Source organism: Streptomyces shaanxiensis (genome assembly GCF_039537145.1).
GTDB lineage: Bacteria > Actinomycetota > Actinomycetes > Streptomycetales > Streptomycetaceae > Streptomyces > Streptomyces shaanxiensis.
Window position 1 is genome coordinate 17332 of record NZ_BAAAZY010000028.1, and the last position, 14047, is coordinate 31378.

General features: G+C 71.9%; 14 protein-coding genes and 1 pseudogene. 5 read left to right on the forward strand and 10 right to left on the reverse strand.

The window, feature by feature from the left end; all coding sequences use genetic code 11:
- Positions 1-79 precede the first annotated feature (79 nt).
- From ABD932_RS38245 to ABD932_RS44135, 3 genes are all read right to left on the reverse strand, one after another.
- On the reverse strand, positions 80-544 hold the full coding sequence (locus ABD932_RS38245) for an SRPBCC domain-containing protein (RefSeq protein ID WP_345020333.1): 465 nt from the start codon (positions 542-544) through the stop codon (positions 80-82).
- A 102-nt stretch (positions 545-646) separates the two neighbouring features.
- The gene (locus ABD932_RS38250) at positions 647-1075 is read right to left on the reverse strand and encodes a MarR family winged helix-turn-helix transcriptional regulator (RefSeq protein WP_345020334.1); all 429 of its coding nucleotides are present in this window, start codon (positions 1073-1075) and stop codon (positions 647-649) included.
- 43 nt (positions 1076-1118) lie between these two features.
- On the reverse strand, positions 1119-1334 hold the full coding sequence (locus tag ABD932_RS44135) for a hypothetical protein (RefSeq protein ID WP_425587584.1): 216 nt from the start codon (positions 1332-1334) through the stop codon (positions 1119-1121).
- Between ABD932_RS44135 and ABD932_RS44140 the strand changes: the two are divergent.
- Positions 1266-1406 (forward strand): annotated as a pseudogene (locus ABD932_RS44140) (thioesterase); the annotation flags it as partial. The gene ABD932_RS44135 and the pseudogene ABD932_RS44140 overlap by 69 nt on opposite strands.
- 74 nt (positions 1407-1480) lie before the next feature.
- Entirely contained in the window at positions 1481-2296 is an 816-nt protein-coding gene (locus tag ABD932_RS38260) for an amidohydrolase family protein (protein WP_345020335.1), read from the forward strand.
- 21 nt (positions 2297-2317) lie between these two features.
- Here ABD932_RS38260 and ABD932_RS38265 read toward each other — a convergent pair whose 3' ends face one another.
- The 3 genes from ABD932_RS38265 to ABD932_RS38275 all read right to left on the reverse strand — a co-directional run bounded on the left by ABD932_RS38265 (position 2318) and on the right by ABD932_RS38275 (position 5711).
- Entirely contained in the window at positions 2318-3646 is a 1329-nt protein-coding gene (locus ABD932_RS38265; RefSeq protein WP_345020336.1) for an enolase C-terminal domain-like protein, read from the reverse strand.
- A gap of 87 nt (positions 3647-3733) precedes the next feature.
- Positions 3734-5131 carry a gluconate:H+ symporter gene (locus ABD932_RS38270; protein WP_345020338.1) on the reverse strand — a complete coding sequence of 466 codons (1398 nt, stop codon included), beginning with the start codon at positions 5129-5131 and terminating at the stop codon, positions 3734-3736.
- 97 nt (positions 5132-5228) lie between these two features.
- Complete coding sequence (locus ABD932_RS38275; RefSeq protein ID WP_345020340.1) at positions 5229-5711, reverse strand: TIGR03668 family PPOX class F420-dependent oxidoreductase; 483 nt, start codon at positions 5709-5711, stop codon at positions 5229-5231.
- A gap of 101 nt (positions 5712-5812) precedes the next feature.
- On the opposite strand from ABD932_RS38275, the gene ABD932_RS38280 reads away from it, so the two are divergent.
- Positions 5813-6268, forward strand: coding sequence for an archease (locus ABD932_RS38280; protein ID WP_345020341.1), 456 nt, complete (start codon positions 5813-5815; stop codon positions 6266-6268).
- Between the two features lie 52 nt (positions 6269-6320).
- Here the strand turns inward: ABD932_RS38280 and ABD932_RS38285 are convergent, their stop codons facing one another.
- Complete coding sequence (locus ABD932_RS38285) at positions 6321-7733, reverse strand: RtcB family protein (RefSeq protein ID WP_345020343.1); 1413 nt, start codon at positions 7731-7733, stop codon at positions 6321-6323.
- A gap of 541 nt (positions 7734-8274) precedes the next feature.
- Between ABD932_RS38285 and ABD932_RS38290 the strand changes: the two genes are divergently transcribed.
- Positions 8275-9399: a CapA family protein gene (locus ABD932_RS38290; RefSeq protein ID WP_345020345.1), complete on the forward strand. Its 1125-nt coding sequence runs from the start codon at positions 8275-8277 to the stop codon at positions 9397-9399.
- A 30-nt stretch (positions 9400-9429) separates the two neighbouring features.
- Here the strand turns inward: ABD932_RS38290 and ABD932_RS38295 are convergent, their stop codons facing one another.
- Positions 9430-10071 (reverse strand): phosphoribosyltransferase, encoded by a 642-nt coding sequence (locus tag ABD932_RS38295; protein WP_345020347.1) that lies wholly within the window; start codon positions 10069-10071, stop codon positions 9430-9432.
- A gap of 334 nt (positions 10072-10405) precedes the next feature.
- Between ABD932_RS38295 and ABD932_RS38300 the strand changes: the two genes are divergently transcribed.
- On the forward strand, positions 10406-13309 hold the full coding sequence (locus tag ABD932_RS38300; RefSeq protein WP_345020946.1) for a glycosyl hydrolase 115 family protein: 2904 nt from the start codon (positions 10406-10408) through the stop codon (positions 13307-13309).
- Between the two features lie 6 nt (positions 13310-13315).
- Here ABD932_RS38300 and ABD932_RS38305 read toward each other — a convergent pair whose 3' ends face one another.
- Together ABD932_RS38305 and ABD932_RS38310 are read right to left on the reverse strand one after the other, a co-directional pair.
- Positions 13316-13759, reverse strand: a complete 444-nt coding sequence (locus tag ABD932_RS38305; protein WP_345020349.1) for a hypothetical protein — start codon at positions 13757-13759, stop codon at positions 13316-13318.
- 19 nt (positions 13760-13778) lie between these two features.
- Complete coding sequence (locus ABD932_RS38310) at positions 13779-14018, reverse strand: hypothetical protein (protein ID WP_345020351.1); 240 nt, start codon at positions 14016-14018, stop codon at positions 13779-13781.
- Positions 14019-14047: the final 29 nt, after the last annotated feature.

The following is a 14047-nucleotide window of genomic DNA, read 5'->3' on the forward strand; positions in this document are numbered from 1 at the left end:
GACAGTCGCCGCCGAACGCTCAGAGGTTGCCGATCAGTTCTCCCGGCGAGATCACCATGATCGAGTCACCGTGACCGAGTCACCAGGACGCGGACTCGACGAGCCGGGCGAGGTTGGCCAGCGCCATCCGCGTACCGGCCTCGTTGTCCTGCTCGGACACGACGTCGGGAATCCCCTCGTGCTCGACGAGGACGGCCGTGCCGCCGTCGGCGTCGGTGAGGGTGGTGGTCATCGTCATCGTGCCGCGCAGGCCGGGGTCGTCGGTCTCGAACTCGACCTCCTCGACCACCTGCTCGTCCGGCACGAGCCGCACGAAGTGACCGTGATACGTGTCGGTCCGCGGGTCCGACTTGCCGGTGCCGGTCGGCAGGTCATAGGTGAGGGAGACCCGGAACGCCCCGCCTTCCCTGCCGTCGAACTCGTGCACCCGCGCGGTCATGCCGTCCGGCACCCGCCACTGCGCGACGGCGTCCGCGTCCAGCAGAGCCCGGTAGACGGCCGCCCGCGAGGCGTTCACATGCCGGGAGACCCGCGTCGAGTACATGGCCTCACGATAGGGGCGGAGGTACGGAACGGCAGCCGGACGGGACGAAACGCCGGGCACACGTTCACGCCACGGGGACTCCCACGCCCCGCGGACTCCCCGTCACGGCGACTCCCAGTAGGCCAGTGCGCGCATCGCCGCCGCGGTCCGCGTGAACTCGTCCTCGCCGAGCAGCGCCCGCGCCTCGGCGTTGAACCGTTCGACCTCCGGCTGCGCGGCGTCGAGTGCGGCGGCCCCGTCGTCGGTCAGCTCCAGCACCACCGCCCGGTGCTCCCGCGGATGCGCCCGCTTGACGACCAGACCGGCCGCGGTGAGCCGCCCGACCAGCCCGGTGACGGCGGACTCGCGCAGCCCCAGGGTGTGGGCCAGCCCCTGCTGGGTGATGCCCGGCTCGTCTCGGACCGCGAACAGCGCGCCGAGCTGGGCCGTGGTGATCCCGGCGGTGGCCAGCAGGCGCCGGTCGGAGGCGGTGCGCAGTTGGTGCGCCGCCCGCTGGAGCAGGAAGAACAGACGCTGATCGGGCTCGGGCATGGACCGATGTTGACAGAAGCGACGGGTCGCCGCCATCCTCACTTCACTGGTGAAGTGAGAGGGGTGCGACGTGCGCGAGACCCTCGACCCGGCCCTCGCCCGCAAGGTGCCGGCCGCCCAGCCCTTCAGCGTCCCGCTGGGTGCCGGACTGACGGCCTTCGGTGACGGCGGGGCGACACTCGAACTGAACGTGCGCGAGGATCTGCTGCAGCAGCACGGCTTCGCCCACGGCGGCCTGCTCGGCTACGCGGCGGACCACGCGCGGTCCTTCGCCGCGGGCAGCGCGGTCGGCCCGGACGCGATGACCGCCGGTTTCACCATCGGCTTCCTGCGCCCCGCCCAGGGCGAGACCCCGCGCGCCCACGTCCGGGTGATCCGGGCCGACCGCACAGAGAGGCCGACACCGTGCCCGTCATCGACGCCTGGATGCAGCATCCGACGCCGCGCCACGCCAACCACGAGATGTTCGAGTCACTGCGCCGGTGGACCACCGGCATGCGGACGCTCGACGAGCCGCTGCCCGTCGAGGTCACAGTGGCGGCGCTGGAGGCCGCGGACGTGGAGGTCGGCCTGGCGGCCGCCTGGTACGGGCCGCAGGGCGCGCTGATCGACAACGCCGAGGTGGCCTCCTTCGTCGAGCAGTCCGGCGGGCGGCTGCGCGCAGTGGCGGGCGCCGACCTCGCCCGGCCCATGGCCGCCGTACGGGAACTGCGGCGCGCCGTCGAGGAGTCGGGCTTCGTGGCGCTGCGCCTCATCCCGTGGCTGTGGGGGCTGCCGCCGACCGACCGGCTGTACTACCCGCTGTACGCGGCCTGCGTGGACCTCGGTGTGCCGTTCTGCACCCAGGTCGGGCACACGGGCCCGCTGCGTCCGTCGGAGACGGGACGGCCCATCCCGTACATCGACCAGGTCGCGCTGGACTTCCCCGAGCTCACGATCGTGTGCGGGCACATCGGCTACCCGTGGACGACGGAGATGATCGCGGTCGCCGACAAACACCCCAACGTCTTCATCGACACCAGTGCCTACACCGCCCGCCGCTACCCGCCGGAACTGGTGGAGTACCTGCGCGGCCGGGGCCGCCGCAAGGTCCTGTTCGGCTCCAACTACCCCATGATCACGCCGAGTCGGGCCCTGGAGCACCTGGACGACCTCAAGTTGGACGAGGAGACGCGGGAGCTGTTCCTGCACGGCAACGCCCGCCGCGTCTTCGCCCTCTGACGGCGGCCCCGACAGCCCGGCTCAGCGCACGAGACACGGCCGCTTCGCGTCGAAGGTCCAGCCCTCGATCAGGTACTGCATCCCGGCCGCGTCGTCCCGGCCCGACAAAGCCTTCTCGCGGTACAGCTCATGCGCGGCGAGGAGCCGGTCCATGTCCAGGCGGACCCCCAGTCCGGGCGTGTCCGGTACGGCGACCTCACCGCCCGTGATCCTATGCGGCTCGACGGTGAGCCGTTCCCGTCCCTCCTGCCAGATCCAGTGCGTGTCCAGGGCGTTGTACTCGCCTGGGGCGGCCGCTCCGCAGTGGACCATCATCGCCAGGGAGATGTCGAAGTGGTTGTTGGAGTGACAGCCCCAGGTCAGCCCCATCGCGTTGCAGAGCTGGGCGACCCGTACCGACCCCTCCATGGTCCAGAAGTGCGGGTCGGCGAGCGGGATGGAGACCGACTGCAGGGCCAGGGCGTGAGTCAGCTGGCGCCAGTCCGTCGCGATCATGTTGGTCGCCGTGGGCAGCCCGGTGGCCCGGCGGAACTCGGCGAGGACCTCCCGTCCCGAGTAGCCGCCCTCCGCCCCGCAGGGATCCTCGGCGTAGGCGAGCGTGCCCACGAGCGGGCGGCACAACTCGACGGCCTCGCGCAGCGACCAGGCGCCGTTGGGGTCGAGGGTGATCCGCGCCCCGGGGAAGCGCTCCTTGAGCGCCCGTACGGCCTTGACCTCCTCCGCGCCGGGCAGGACACCGCCCTTGAGCTTGAAGTCGCGGAAGCCGTAGTGGTCGTAGGTGGCCTCCGCCTGCCGGACGATGGCCTCGGGGGTCAGCGCCTCCTCGTGCCGGATCCGGTACCACTCGACCGCCGAGCCGGGGTCGCGGACGTAGTCCAGGTCGGTGCGGTCCGGGTCACCGACGTAGAAGAGGTAGCCGAGGACCCGTACGGCGTCGCGCTGTTGGCCGTCACCGAGCAGGGCGGCGACCGGCACTTCGAGGTGCCGGCCGAGCAGGTCGAGGAGGGCCGACTCGACGGCGGTCACCGCGTGCACCGTCGTACGCAGGTCGAAGGTCTGCGCACCGCGACCGCCCGAGTCGCGGTCGGCGAAGGTCGCCTCGATCGTGCGCAGGACGCGCTTGTAGTCGCCGACGCGGGCGCCGACGACGAGGGGTTCGGCATCGCGCAGGGTCTGGGTGATCTTCTCTCCGCCGGGCACCTCGCCCAGACCGGTACGGCCCTCGGAGTCCTCCAGGACGACGACGTTGCGCGTGAAGTACGGGGCGTGGGCACCGGAGAGGTTGAGGAGCATCGAGTCGCGGCCGGCGACCGGATAGACGGAGAAGCGGGTGACGACGGGCTGACTCATGACTGGGCGGATGCCGTTCTCGTGAGGGGAGCGGTGGGCGGTCGAGGAGTCGAGGAAGGGTGGGCAGTCGAGAGGAATGGGGGGCAGTTAGATGCTGAGGGCGTCCAGGACCTGTTCCAGGACGAGTACACCGCCCAGGCCCAGGATCGCGAGGACCGTCGTGTAGGTCGTACGGGCCTTGATGGCGTCCAGGACGGACAGGTTGAAGTACTCCTTGAACATCCAGAAGCCCGGGTCGTTGACGTGGGAGAAGGCGATCGATCCGCAGGAGACGGCGAGGACCATCACCTCGGGGTGGACACCGCTGCCGGCGAGCAGGGGCAGCGCCACGCCGGAGGCCGTGACGACGGCGACCGTCGCGGAACCGAGGGCCACCCGGAGGATGGCGGCGATCAGCCAGGCCAGGATGATCGGGGAGATGGACCAGCCGTCGGTCGCGTCCTTGATGTAGTCGGATATCCCGCCTTCGACGAGGACGTTCTTGAAGGCGCCGCCCGCGCCGATCACGAGCAGGATCATCGCCATCGCCTGGGCGGCCTCCTTGCAGGAGGCGCTGACCTCGGCCAGGCTACGGCCGATGCGCGGGCCGAACGCCCAGATCGCGACGAGCAGGGTGAGCAGCAGGGCGATCGGCGCGGAGCCGATGAAGGCGATGAAGTGCAGCAGGCCGTTGTCGCCGGAGGCCGCCAGGTCGGTCACCGCGGCGCCGGCGATCAGCACCACGGGCAGCAGGGCGACGGACAGCGACCAGCCCAGGCCGGGCATCTCGTCGTCCTCGAAGACCCGCTCGCTCACCAGGCCCTTGGGAATGGAGGGGTTCATCGCCCGGACGAAGGGCAGACGCGGCCAGAGCAGGGCGATGAAGGCACCCACCGGCACGGCGATGAACAGGCCGTAGAACAGGGTCAGTCCGACGGACGCGTGGAAGGTGGCGGCCACCGCGGTGGGGCCGGGGTGCGGCGGCAGGAAGCTGTGCATGGTGGACAGGGCGATCGACATGGGCAGCCCCACCCACAGCAGGTTCGCCCGGGTGACCCGCACGAGCGTGAACGCGATCGGCACGATGATGACGAAGGCCACCTCGTAGAACATCGTCACGCCGATGAGCATGGCCGTCAGCACCATGGCCACCTGGACCCAGCGGGGCCCGCACACCTCCAGAAGCCTGCCGGCTATGCGCTGGGCGGCGCCGGAGTCCCCCATCACCCGGCCGACCATGGCGCCGAGGCCGATGGTGAGCATGGTGTCGCCGATCTGCCCGCCGATGCCCTCGGCGAGCACGTCCGGGATCTTCTCCGGCCCGATCCCCTGCACCAGCCCGACAGCCACGGCCACCAGGAGCAGGGCGGCGAAGCCGTTCAGCCTGAGTTTGGTCATCAGGACGAGCAGGACCAGGACACTGATCCCGACCACCACGAGCGGCATGTGCAGGTTCTCCTTCGAACATCGGCCGCTTCTGTTCAACCCACTGAATGGGGTCCTCACATGAAGACGCCGTCTACATATGAGGACGGAGATTATGGTCGTGGACGGTCAAGGGTCAATGGGTCTGCACGGATGGATTCACTCTGCACGGATGGATTCACGCGACGGCCTGCCACCCGCTCCAGTGCAGGACGGTGATCACGATCACCGGTCCGTCCGGCGGCTGCAGCCGGTACCGGGGGTATTTCTGCCGCAGCAGCTCGATCGCGGCGGCGTACGCGTCGGATGCGTCGGATGCGTCGGATGCGTCGGCCCTGTCTGACGCGTCTGACGTCTCCGACGTGCCGGGCGGCAGGATCCGGGCACCGCCGTCCGCCCTCACCCACCACAGGCGGTCCCAGTCGTCGTCGTACTCGTCCGCCAGCAGGCAGACGGCCGGGCTGACGGCGATGTTGTGCAGCCGCCTGAGCCGCCGGGACCGCTTCGGTTTGCCGTCCACGGCCGTGACGATCTCGTCGCCGCGCACCGCGAACAGGACCGGCACCAGATGGGGACGACCCTCGGGGTCGACCGTGGCCAGTCGCGCGACGGGCGCCGCGGCGAACCGCCCGCGTGCCTCGCCCTGCTCCATGTCCGGCATGTCGGCTCCTTCGGTCCTGGCGGTACGCCGTGCCCCGACTCGGGTACCCCTATCCGTGTAACGCCCTCCTCGGGGACGACTCGGCGGATCAGGTGGTGTCGATGGTCGGTGACACGGACGACGACATCGAGACACGGCGGAGCGGCGGCAGCGGCCATCGGGCGGTGCCGCACACGGCCGACGTGCGGATCGAGGCGTGGGGCGTGAGCCGGGAGCGCTGTCTGGTGGAGGCCGCGCTCGGGATGGTGGAGTGCTTCGCGGACCTCACGGCGGTACGGCCCACGTCGGTGGAGCGGGTGCGTTTCGCTGAGGAGAGCGACGAGGACCTGCTGACCGCGCTCCTCGACGAGGTGGTCTTCCGCCTCGACGTGGACGGTCAGGTCCCCGTCGACCTGGAGGCCGACACCACGGACGGCGACCTCGACGTACGGCTCGCGCTCGCCGACCTGGCGGACGTGGAGGTCACCGGCGCCACGCCGAAGGGCGTCTCGTGGCACGGGCTGCACATCGGGCCGGGTCCGTACGGGTGGTCGTGCGAGGTGACCGTGGACGTGTGAGGGGTACGGCGGCAGAGCCGCAGCGGAACCGCATACGGCTTCCCTCGCGCCCTCAGCCCTTGACCACCCCCAAAGGCACCAGCCGGGCCACCGTCCGGCACAGTCCCGCGCTCTCGCTCACGGCCACCACCTCGTCGACGTCCTTGTACGCCTCGGGCGTCTCCTCCGCGAGGCCCCGCAGCGACCGTGGGCGCACCGCGATGCCCGCCGACTCCAGCCGGGCCCGCAGTTCCCGGCCGCCCACCGCGCGGGCGGCCCGATGGCGGCTGAGGACCCGGCCGGCACCGTGGCAGGTGGAGGCGAAGCCGTCTCCGCCGGCCACACCCACCAGGACGTACGAGGCGGTTCCCATGGTCCCGGGGATCAGCACCGGCTGGCCGACCGCGCGCAGGTCGTCCGGCAGGTCCGGGTGGCCGGGAGGGAAGGCTCGGGTCGCGCCCTTGCGGTGGACGCACAGGGTGCGGCGGGCTCCGTCCACCGGGTGGGCCTCGATCTTGGCGAGGTTGTGGGAGACGTCGTACACCAGCGACAGCCTGGTGCGCGCGGTGCGACGGAAGACCCGGCGGGCCGCGTCGGACAGCAACTGGCGGTTGGCGCGGCCATAGTTGGCCGCGGCCGCCATCGCGCCGAGGTACCGCCGCCCCTCCGGCGACTCGACCGGTGTGCAGGCGAGTTGGCGGTCGGGGACCTCGATGCCGTGGCGGGACATCGCGCGGTCCATCAGCCGGACATGATCGGTGCAGATCTGGTGGCCGAGGCCGCGCGAACCGCAGTGGATCATCACGCACACCTGGCCGACGGCAAGCCCGAACGCGGCGGCCGCCGTCGCGTCGTACACCTCGTCGACGCGCTGCACCTCCAGGAAGTGGTTGGCGGACCCGAGGCTGCCGACCTGGCCCAGGCCGCGCTCCCGTGCCCGCGCGCTCACCTGGTCCACGTCGGCGTCGGCGACCGCCCCGCCGTCCTCGCAGCGCGCCAGGTCGCGCGACTCGCCGTGCCCCTCCTCCACCGCGTACCGGGAGCCGCCCCGCAGGATCCGCTCCAGCTGGCCGGGGCCGGTCAGGTGCCACACCCCGCCGGGCCCGGCGCCGCGCGGGATCGCCCGGTCCAGGCCGTCCATCACCGCGGTCAGTTCGGACGCCAGAGCCTGGCCGTCGGTGTCGGCCGCCAGCAGCCGTACGCCGCAGGAGATGTCGAAGCCGACCCCGCCCGGGGAGACGACCCCGCCGTCGGCCACGTCGGTCGCGGCGACGCCGCCGATGGGGAAGCCGTAGCCCCAGTGGATGTCCGGCATGGCGTACGAGGCGCCGACGATGCCGGGCAGTGTGGCCACGTTGGCCACCTGCTCCAGCGCCTGATCGGCGTCCCTCAGCAACGCCCGGGACGCGAACACCACGCCGGGCACCCGCATCGGACCGTGCGGGTCCATGCGGAAGCGGTGAGGAGCCTCCTCCACCAGTTCCATGACAGCCTCCCGCACCTCGGCCGACGGCCCCGCACGCCCGGCACGCCCGGCACGCCCGGCACGCCCGGCACGCCCGGCACGCCCGGCACGCAGGTGCGGGGTACCCGCGCGGGCGCGTCCGTATCGCGGGGGGCGCGGCGGGGCGGCCGGGGGCGTCCCGCAGTGGATCGCCGGAGGCCGTCCCGTGACGCTCCACCGGGGGCCGTCCTGACGCGGATCGCCGGGATCCCCCCCCCCGGCGGTTCACCAGTACCCACCCCGCAGCGCCTCACCGGAAGCGATCCCACGGCGGGTCGCCGGAGACGCAATCGCGCGGCGGATCGCCAGGACCTGTCCCGCACGCTTCACCAGAACCCATCCCAGGGCGGTTCACTAGGGCCCATTCCCACCAGGAGCCCCCCGTAGCGCCTCAGCGGAGGCCATCCCCCGGCAGACCCCCGCAGGCCATCCCGCAACGCTTCACCAGAACCCGTCCCACACCCGCCCGCCGCCGAACCGTCCGCCCAAAGCCACCCGCCCCGCGACCTCGTACCGTTGAGACATGAGCGGCGGCACGGTGACGCTGTTCGTCTGCGGCGACGTGATGCTCGGACGTGGCGTCGACCAGATCCTGGCCCGGCCCGGCGACCCCGGGCTGCGGGAGGGGTACGTCACGGACGCGCGGGCGTACGTGAGCATGGCGGAGGCGGTGAGCGGGCCGATCCCGGTGCCGGTCGACGCGGCCTATCCGTGGGGCGAGGCGCTGGCGCTGCTGGAGGCGTGCGCGCCGGACGTCCGGATCGTCAATCTGGAGACGTCGGTGACGCGCAGCGACGCGTTCGAGCCCGGCAAGGCGGTCCACTACCGCATGCATCCGGCCAACCTGCCCGCCCTCATGGTGGCCCGGCCCGACGTCTGCGTCCTGGCCAACAACCATGTGCAGGACTTCGGCCGACCGGGTCTGGAGGAGACCCTCGCCGTGCTGCACGGCGCCGGTCTGCGGACGGCGGGCGCGGGGCGGACCGCCGAGGAGGCGTACGCGCCCGTCGCGCTGCCGCTCCCCCACGGCGGCCGCGTGCTCGTCTTCGCCCTCGGCGTCGCCACCAGCGGCATCCCGCCCGGCTGGGCGGCGACGGCCGACCGACCCGGCGTCGCCCATGTGCCCGAGCTCTCGCCCGCGACGGCGGCCGCCGCGGTGCGGCACATCCGCTCGGTGAAGCGGGCCGGTGACATCGTGGTCGTGTCCGTGCACTGGGGTTCCAACTGGGGCTACCTCGTCCCGCGCGACCAACGCCGCTTCGCGCACGCCCTGGTGGACGGCGGAGCCGACGTCGTCCACGGCCACTCCTCGCACCACCCCCGCCCCGTCGAGCTCTACCGGAACCGGCTGATCTTGCACGGCTGCGGCGACTTCATCGACGACTACGAGGGCATACCGGGCTACGAGGAGTACCGCGACGACCTGCGCATCGCCTATTTCGTGACGGTGGCGGCGGACACGGGCGCCCTCACCGACCTGCGCATGTCACCCCTGCTCGCCCGCCGGATGCGCCTGGAACCGGCGCCGCCCGAGGACAGCGCCTGGCTGCGGACCACCCTCGACCGCATCAGCTACGGCGCCCACCTCTCCCTGAACACGGACGGCGCGCTCACCCTGGCGAAGGGCGCCGCCCGAGCCGCTCGGTGAGTCTCAGCCGCCGAGCCGCTCCATGAGCCCTCACGCGCCGCGCAGCGCCTCCAGCACATCGGCGTCGGTCAGCTGACCGAAGTCCTCGTACCACTCACCGACCGCGCTGAACAGCCTCGGCTCGTACAGGCAGACGAACTCGTCGACCTCGCGGCGCAGTTCCTCGGCCGCGTCCGGCGCACAGACCGGGACGGCCAGCACCAGGTGCCCGGGGTTCCGGTTGCGTACGGCGCGCACGGCGACGCGGGCGGTCGAGCCGGTCGCGACCCCGTCGTCGACCACGACGGCGGTACGGCCGCGCAGCTCCGGAGCCGGCCGGCCCTGCCGGTACCGTTCCTCGCGCCGCCGCAGCTCCTTGCGTTCCCGCTCCACCACCGGCGCCAGATCCGCCTCGCTCAGCCCCAGCCGGTACAGCGACGCCTCGTCGAAGAGCGGAGGGTCGTCGCCCGCGAGCGCGCCGACGCCGAACTCCTCGTGGAACGGAGCGCCGATCTTGCGGACGACGAGCACGTCCAGCGGGGCCTCGAGCACCTGGGCGATCTCCCGGGCGACCGCGACGCCGCCCCGGGGCAGTGCGAGGACGACGGGGTGCGGAAGGACGCCCTTGTCGTGCCGGATGCGCAGCTGCTCCGCCAGCTCCCGCCCGGCCTCCTCGCGGTCACGGAACTGCATGGACTTCCCCTTCCTTCTCCTTCCTTCCCCTTCCTCTTCTCTACTTTCCCTTTCCGTCCCCTTCCGTCCGTCGCCGCGTACCCCACCCACCGGAATCGGACACACCACGGGGCTCGCCCGCCCTTTCCCTCCGCACGGGTCTGGACCCCTCGGAGAGACCTGGCCTAGGGTTCCCGACAGCAAGCGCTTTCTAGCCTGGTCATGCCAACAGAGCCGTGCCAACAGACCCTCCACGCCCCCGCACCCGCTCGCACGCGGAAGGAACCGTCTCGTGCCGCACGACGCATCGCCCCGCCCGCCGCAGCCGTGGACCCGCAAGGCGTTCCTCCGGGGAATGGCCGCCGCCGGAGTGGCCCCACTGCTGCCCGCCGTCCTCCCCACGGCCGCTGCCCAAGCCGCGTCGGACCCGTCCGACTTCCCGCTGGTGCGCGGCGGCACCGCCGTCGAGCTGTACGTCGACGCGGCGGACGACCCCGCCGTGATCCGCGCGGCCGGCGATCTGCAGGCGGACGTCGAACGGGTCAGCGGAGTCCGGCCGGCGCTGCGCCACACCCTCCCGGAGACGGCTGCCGCAGGCCTGGTCCTGGTCGGCACCCTCGGTGCCAGCCCGGTCGTCGACCGGCTCGTGGCACAGGGGCGCCTGGACGTCTCGCGGGTGAAGGGGCGCTGGGAGGCGTCGGTGACGCAGGTCGTGGAGCGTCCGTTGCCCGGGGTGGAGCGCGCCCTGGTGATCGCGGGCAGTGACCGGCGCGGCTCGGTCTACGGCATCTACGACACCTCGGAGCGCATCGGTGTCTCCCCCTGGTACTGGTGGGCCGATGTGCCCGTGCCCCACCGCGACACGGTGTCGGTGCCGGCCGGCCCGCTCAAGCGGTACGAGCCTTCGGTGCGTTACCGGGGCGTCTTCATCAACGACGAGCAGAACCTGACCACTTGGTCGCACCGCACCCAGGAGCCGGACAAGAACATCGGCCCGGAGACGTACAAGCGCGTCTTCGAACTGCTTCTCCGTCTCAAGGCCAACTACCTGTGGCCGGCGATGCATCCGTACTCCGATTTCTTCAACAAGCACCGCGAGAACCCCGAACTGGCCGACCGCTACGGCATCGTCGTCGGCTCCAGCCACCCCGAGGCCCTGCTGCGCAACGGCGTCCACGAGTGGGAGCCGTGGGCGCAGGAGCACCGGGGCGCGGACGGTGCCCTGCCGGTGTACGACTACACGGTGAACCCGGCCGTCATCTCCGACTACTGGAGAGCCCGGGCGACACAGAACGCGTCGTACGAGAGCAGCTGGACGATCGGGATGCGCGGGCTGCACGACAGCGCGCTGGAGACCAAGTACGCCACCACCGTCCCGGAGAAGGTCGCGGTGATGAACGACATCATCGCCGACCAGCGCCGCATCCTGGCCGAGGAGGTCGGTACGGCGGCCGAGCCGCAGATCTTCATCCCGTACAAGGAGGTCCTGGAGCTGTACAACGCGGGCGTCCAGGTCCCCGACGACGTCACGCTGATCTGGCCGGACGACAACCACGGCAACATGCGCCAGCTCCCGAACGACGCCGAGCGGCGGCGCGCGGGCGGGAACGGGATCTACTACCACCTCTCCTACTGGGGCCGCCCGAAGAGCTATCTGTGGCTGGACACCACCCAACTGGCCAAGGTGTGGCAGGAGTTGCGGCGGGTGTACGAGCACGGCGTGGACCGCATGTGGATCTTCAACGTGGGCGACGTCAAGTCGATCGAGACCGGGCTGTCCTTCAGCATGGACATGGCCTGGGACGTGGACCGGTGGGACGCCGACGACGTCGAGGGCTTCCTGGCCGAGTGGGCCGGACGGCAGTTCGGCCGACGGTACGGCCGGGAGATCGCCGCCGTCCGCAGCGAGTACTACCGGCTCGCGGCCGAGCGCCGCCCGGAGTTCATCGACCGCGGGGTCTTCTCCGTCATCCACCACGGCGACGAGGCGGGCCGCCGCATGGCCGCTTACGAGCGGTTGCTGGAGCGGGTCCGGGCGACCGGGGCGAAGCTGCCCGAGGCGTACCGGGACGCCTACTTCGAACTGGTGGAGTACCCGGCGCACGGGGCGTACTTGATGAACCTGAAGTACTACTGGGCGGATCGCAACGCGCTCGCGGTCCGGCAGGGCCGCGGGGCCGGCACCAACCGGTTCGCGGACCTGGTCGAGGCGGCCCATGCCGAGGAGGCGGCGCTCACCAGGCGGTACAACACCGAGGTGGCGGGCGGGAAATGGGACGGGATCGTCAACCCGTACCCGTCGCAGATCCCCAAGGCCCCGGGCCGCCCGGCCGTCACCAGGATCGCCCGGCAGGAGACCTCGGGGCTGGGTGTGGCCGCCGAGGGCAACGAGACCGGGACGGACCGCCCGCTGTCCTTCTCGTCCTACACCCGGGACAGACGCTTCCTCGACGTCTTCAACACCGGTTTCCTGCCGGTCGACTGGTCCGCCGAGGCGAGCCGTCCGTGGGTGCTGCTGAGCACGGCGGGCGGTTCCGTGATCGAGCAGACCCGGGTGTGGGTGGAGATCGACTGGGCGCGGCTGCCCGAGGGCGCGTACGACGCGACGGTCGCCGTCAGCGGGGCCGGGCAGCGGATCGAGGTGCCGTTGCGGGTGGTCAACGACGGTGAGCGGGGGCGGCGACGGGCCCGTGGGTTCGTGGAGGCCCACGGGTACGTCTCGATCGACGCCGTGCACGCCGACCACCGGGTGGCGCGCGGCGGGGCCCGCTGGCGTGTGGTGCGCGGGCTGGGCCGCCGGACCGGCGCCATGGAGGCGGTGCCGTCGACGGCGGCCCCGGTGACCGCCGACTTCGCCGCCAGGGCACCGGAGTTGAGGTACCGGGTGCGCTTCGGCGGGGCCGGCCGCTTCCCGGTCACCGTCTTCCGGCTGCCGTCCCTCGACGAGCGCGGCCACCGGCGGCTGGCCCTCGCGCTCGACGACCAGCCGGCCACCGTCCTCACGGGCCAGGCCGTCGCCACCGGCAACCGGGGCGACGCCTGGGCCCGCAATGTGGAGGACGGTGTCGAGAAGCTGACCGCGACCCTGACGGTGACCGAGCCCGGCGAGCATGTGCTCCGGCTGTTCATGGTCGACCCGGGCATCGCCGTCGACCAGATCGTCGTCGACACCGGCGGGCTGCCGGTCAGCTACCTGGCCCCGCCGGAGAGCTACCACCCGGTGTTCAACGCCGACCCGGACCGCACGCCCGGCTGGTAGCCCTCCCTACTGGATGGTCCAGCCCACGCTGCCGACGCCCGAGCTGTAGATCGCGCAGACGCCGGAGGACTCGCTGTACTGGCCGGGGGCCAGCGTCACCCACTGGCCCGAGACGTCCGGGGCCAGGCCGCAGACGATCTCGGCGCGGAAGGTGACGGTGCGGTCGGTGTTGTTCTGGCAGCCCGCGATGCCGTGGTCCGGGTTGTTGTTGTGCACCCAGCCGTCACAGTCGACGGTGCCCGCCATGGCCGCGGCCCCGCCGGGCGCCGCGGCCTGGGCGGGGGCGGCCACTGCGCCGAGGGTGAGGGCCAGTGCCGAGACGGTGGTGGCCAGGCCGGCTGCGAAGATGCTCTTCCTGCGGTTCATGCGTGTCCCCGTGATGTAGTGGTTCCGTTCGGAGTTGCCGCCCTCAGTGAAGGCCGGCGGCGCTCCGGCGGGAACCTCGGACATCAGAGGGTGGCTGCCGGGTTCACCCGCCCGCCGTATCGGGCGAGTCGGCTTCGTTCCAGTCGTACGGCCCGCCGCCGCGCCACTCGATCAGCGCGGGGTCGTCGACGGCGCGGTCCTCGGTGGGCAGGTCCGCGCGGTGCACCAGGTCCAGCACGTCGAACAGGCTGTACGCGGTGCCCGCAGGCTTGCCGTGGATCGTCACCTGACGCCCGCCGTCCGACGCGGGCGGCAGCACCACCACGGGGGGACGCGTGTTCATGCCACCACCATGCGCTCTGGAGGGCCCGT

Excerpts from the sequence above, each read along its gene's own strand:
- ABD932_RS38245 (WP_345020333.1), bottom strand. The coding sequence starts at position 544 with ATGTACTCGACGCGGGTCTCCCGGCATGTGAACGCCTCGCGGGCGGCC.
- ABD932_RS38300 (WP_345020946.1), top strand. The coding sequence starts at position 10,406 with ATGGCCGCCGCCGGAGTGGCCCCACTGCTGCCCGCCGTCCTCCCCACG.
- ABD932_RS38275 (WP_345020340.1), bottom strand. The coding sequence starts at position 5,711 with ATGCCGGACATGGAGCAGGGCGAGGCACGCGGGCGGTTCGCCGCGGCG.
- ABD932_RS38265 (WP_345020336.1), bottom strand. The coding sequence starts at position 3,646 with ATGAGTCAGCCCGTCGTCACCCGCTTCTCCGTCTATCCGGTCGCCGGC.
- ABD932_RS38285 (WP_345020343.1), bottom strand. The coding sequence starts at position 7,733 with ATGGAACTGGTGGAGGAGGCTCCTCACCGCTTCCGCATGGACCCGCAC.
- ABD932_RS38295 (WP_345020347.1), bottom strand. The coding sequence starts at position 10,071 with ATGCAGTTCCGTGACCGCGAGGAGGCCGGGCGGGAGCTGGCGGAGCAG.
- ABD932_RS38250 (WP_345020334.1), bottom strand. The coding sequence starts at position 1,075 with ATGCCCGAGCCCGATCAGCGTCTGTTCTTCCTGCTCCAGCGGGCGGCG.
- ABD932_RS38280 (WP_345020341.1), top strand. The coding sequence starts at position 5,813 with ATGGTCGGTGACACGGACGACGACATCGAGACACGGCGGAGCGGCGGC.
- ABD932_RS38290 (WP_345020345.1), top strand. The coding sequence starts at position 8,275 with ATGAGCGGCGGCACGGTGACGCTGTTCGTCTGCGGCGACGTGATGCTC.
- ABD932_RS38310 (WP_345020351.1), bottom strand. The coding sequence starts at position 14,018 with ATGAACACGCGTCCCCCCGTGGTGGTGCTGCCGCCCGCGTCGGACGGC.
- ABD932_RS38305 (WP_345020349.1), bottom strand. The coding sequence starts at position 13,759 with ATGTCCGAGGTTCCCGCCGGAGCGCCGCCGGCCTTCACTGAGGGCGGC.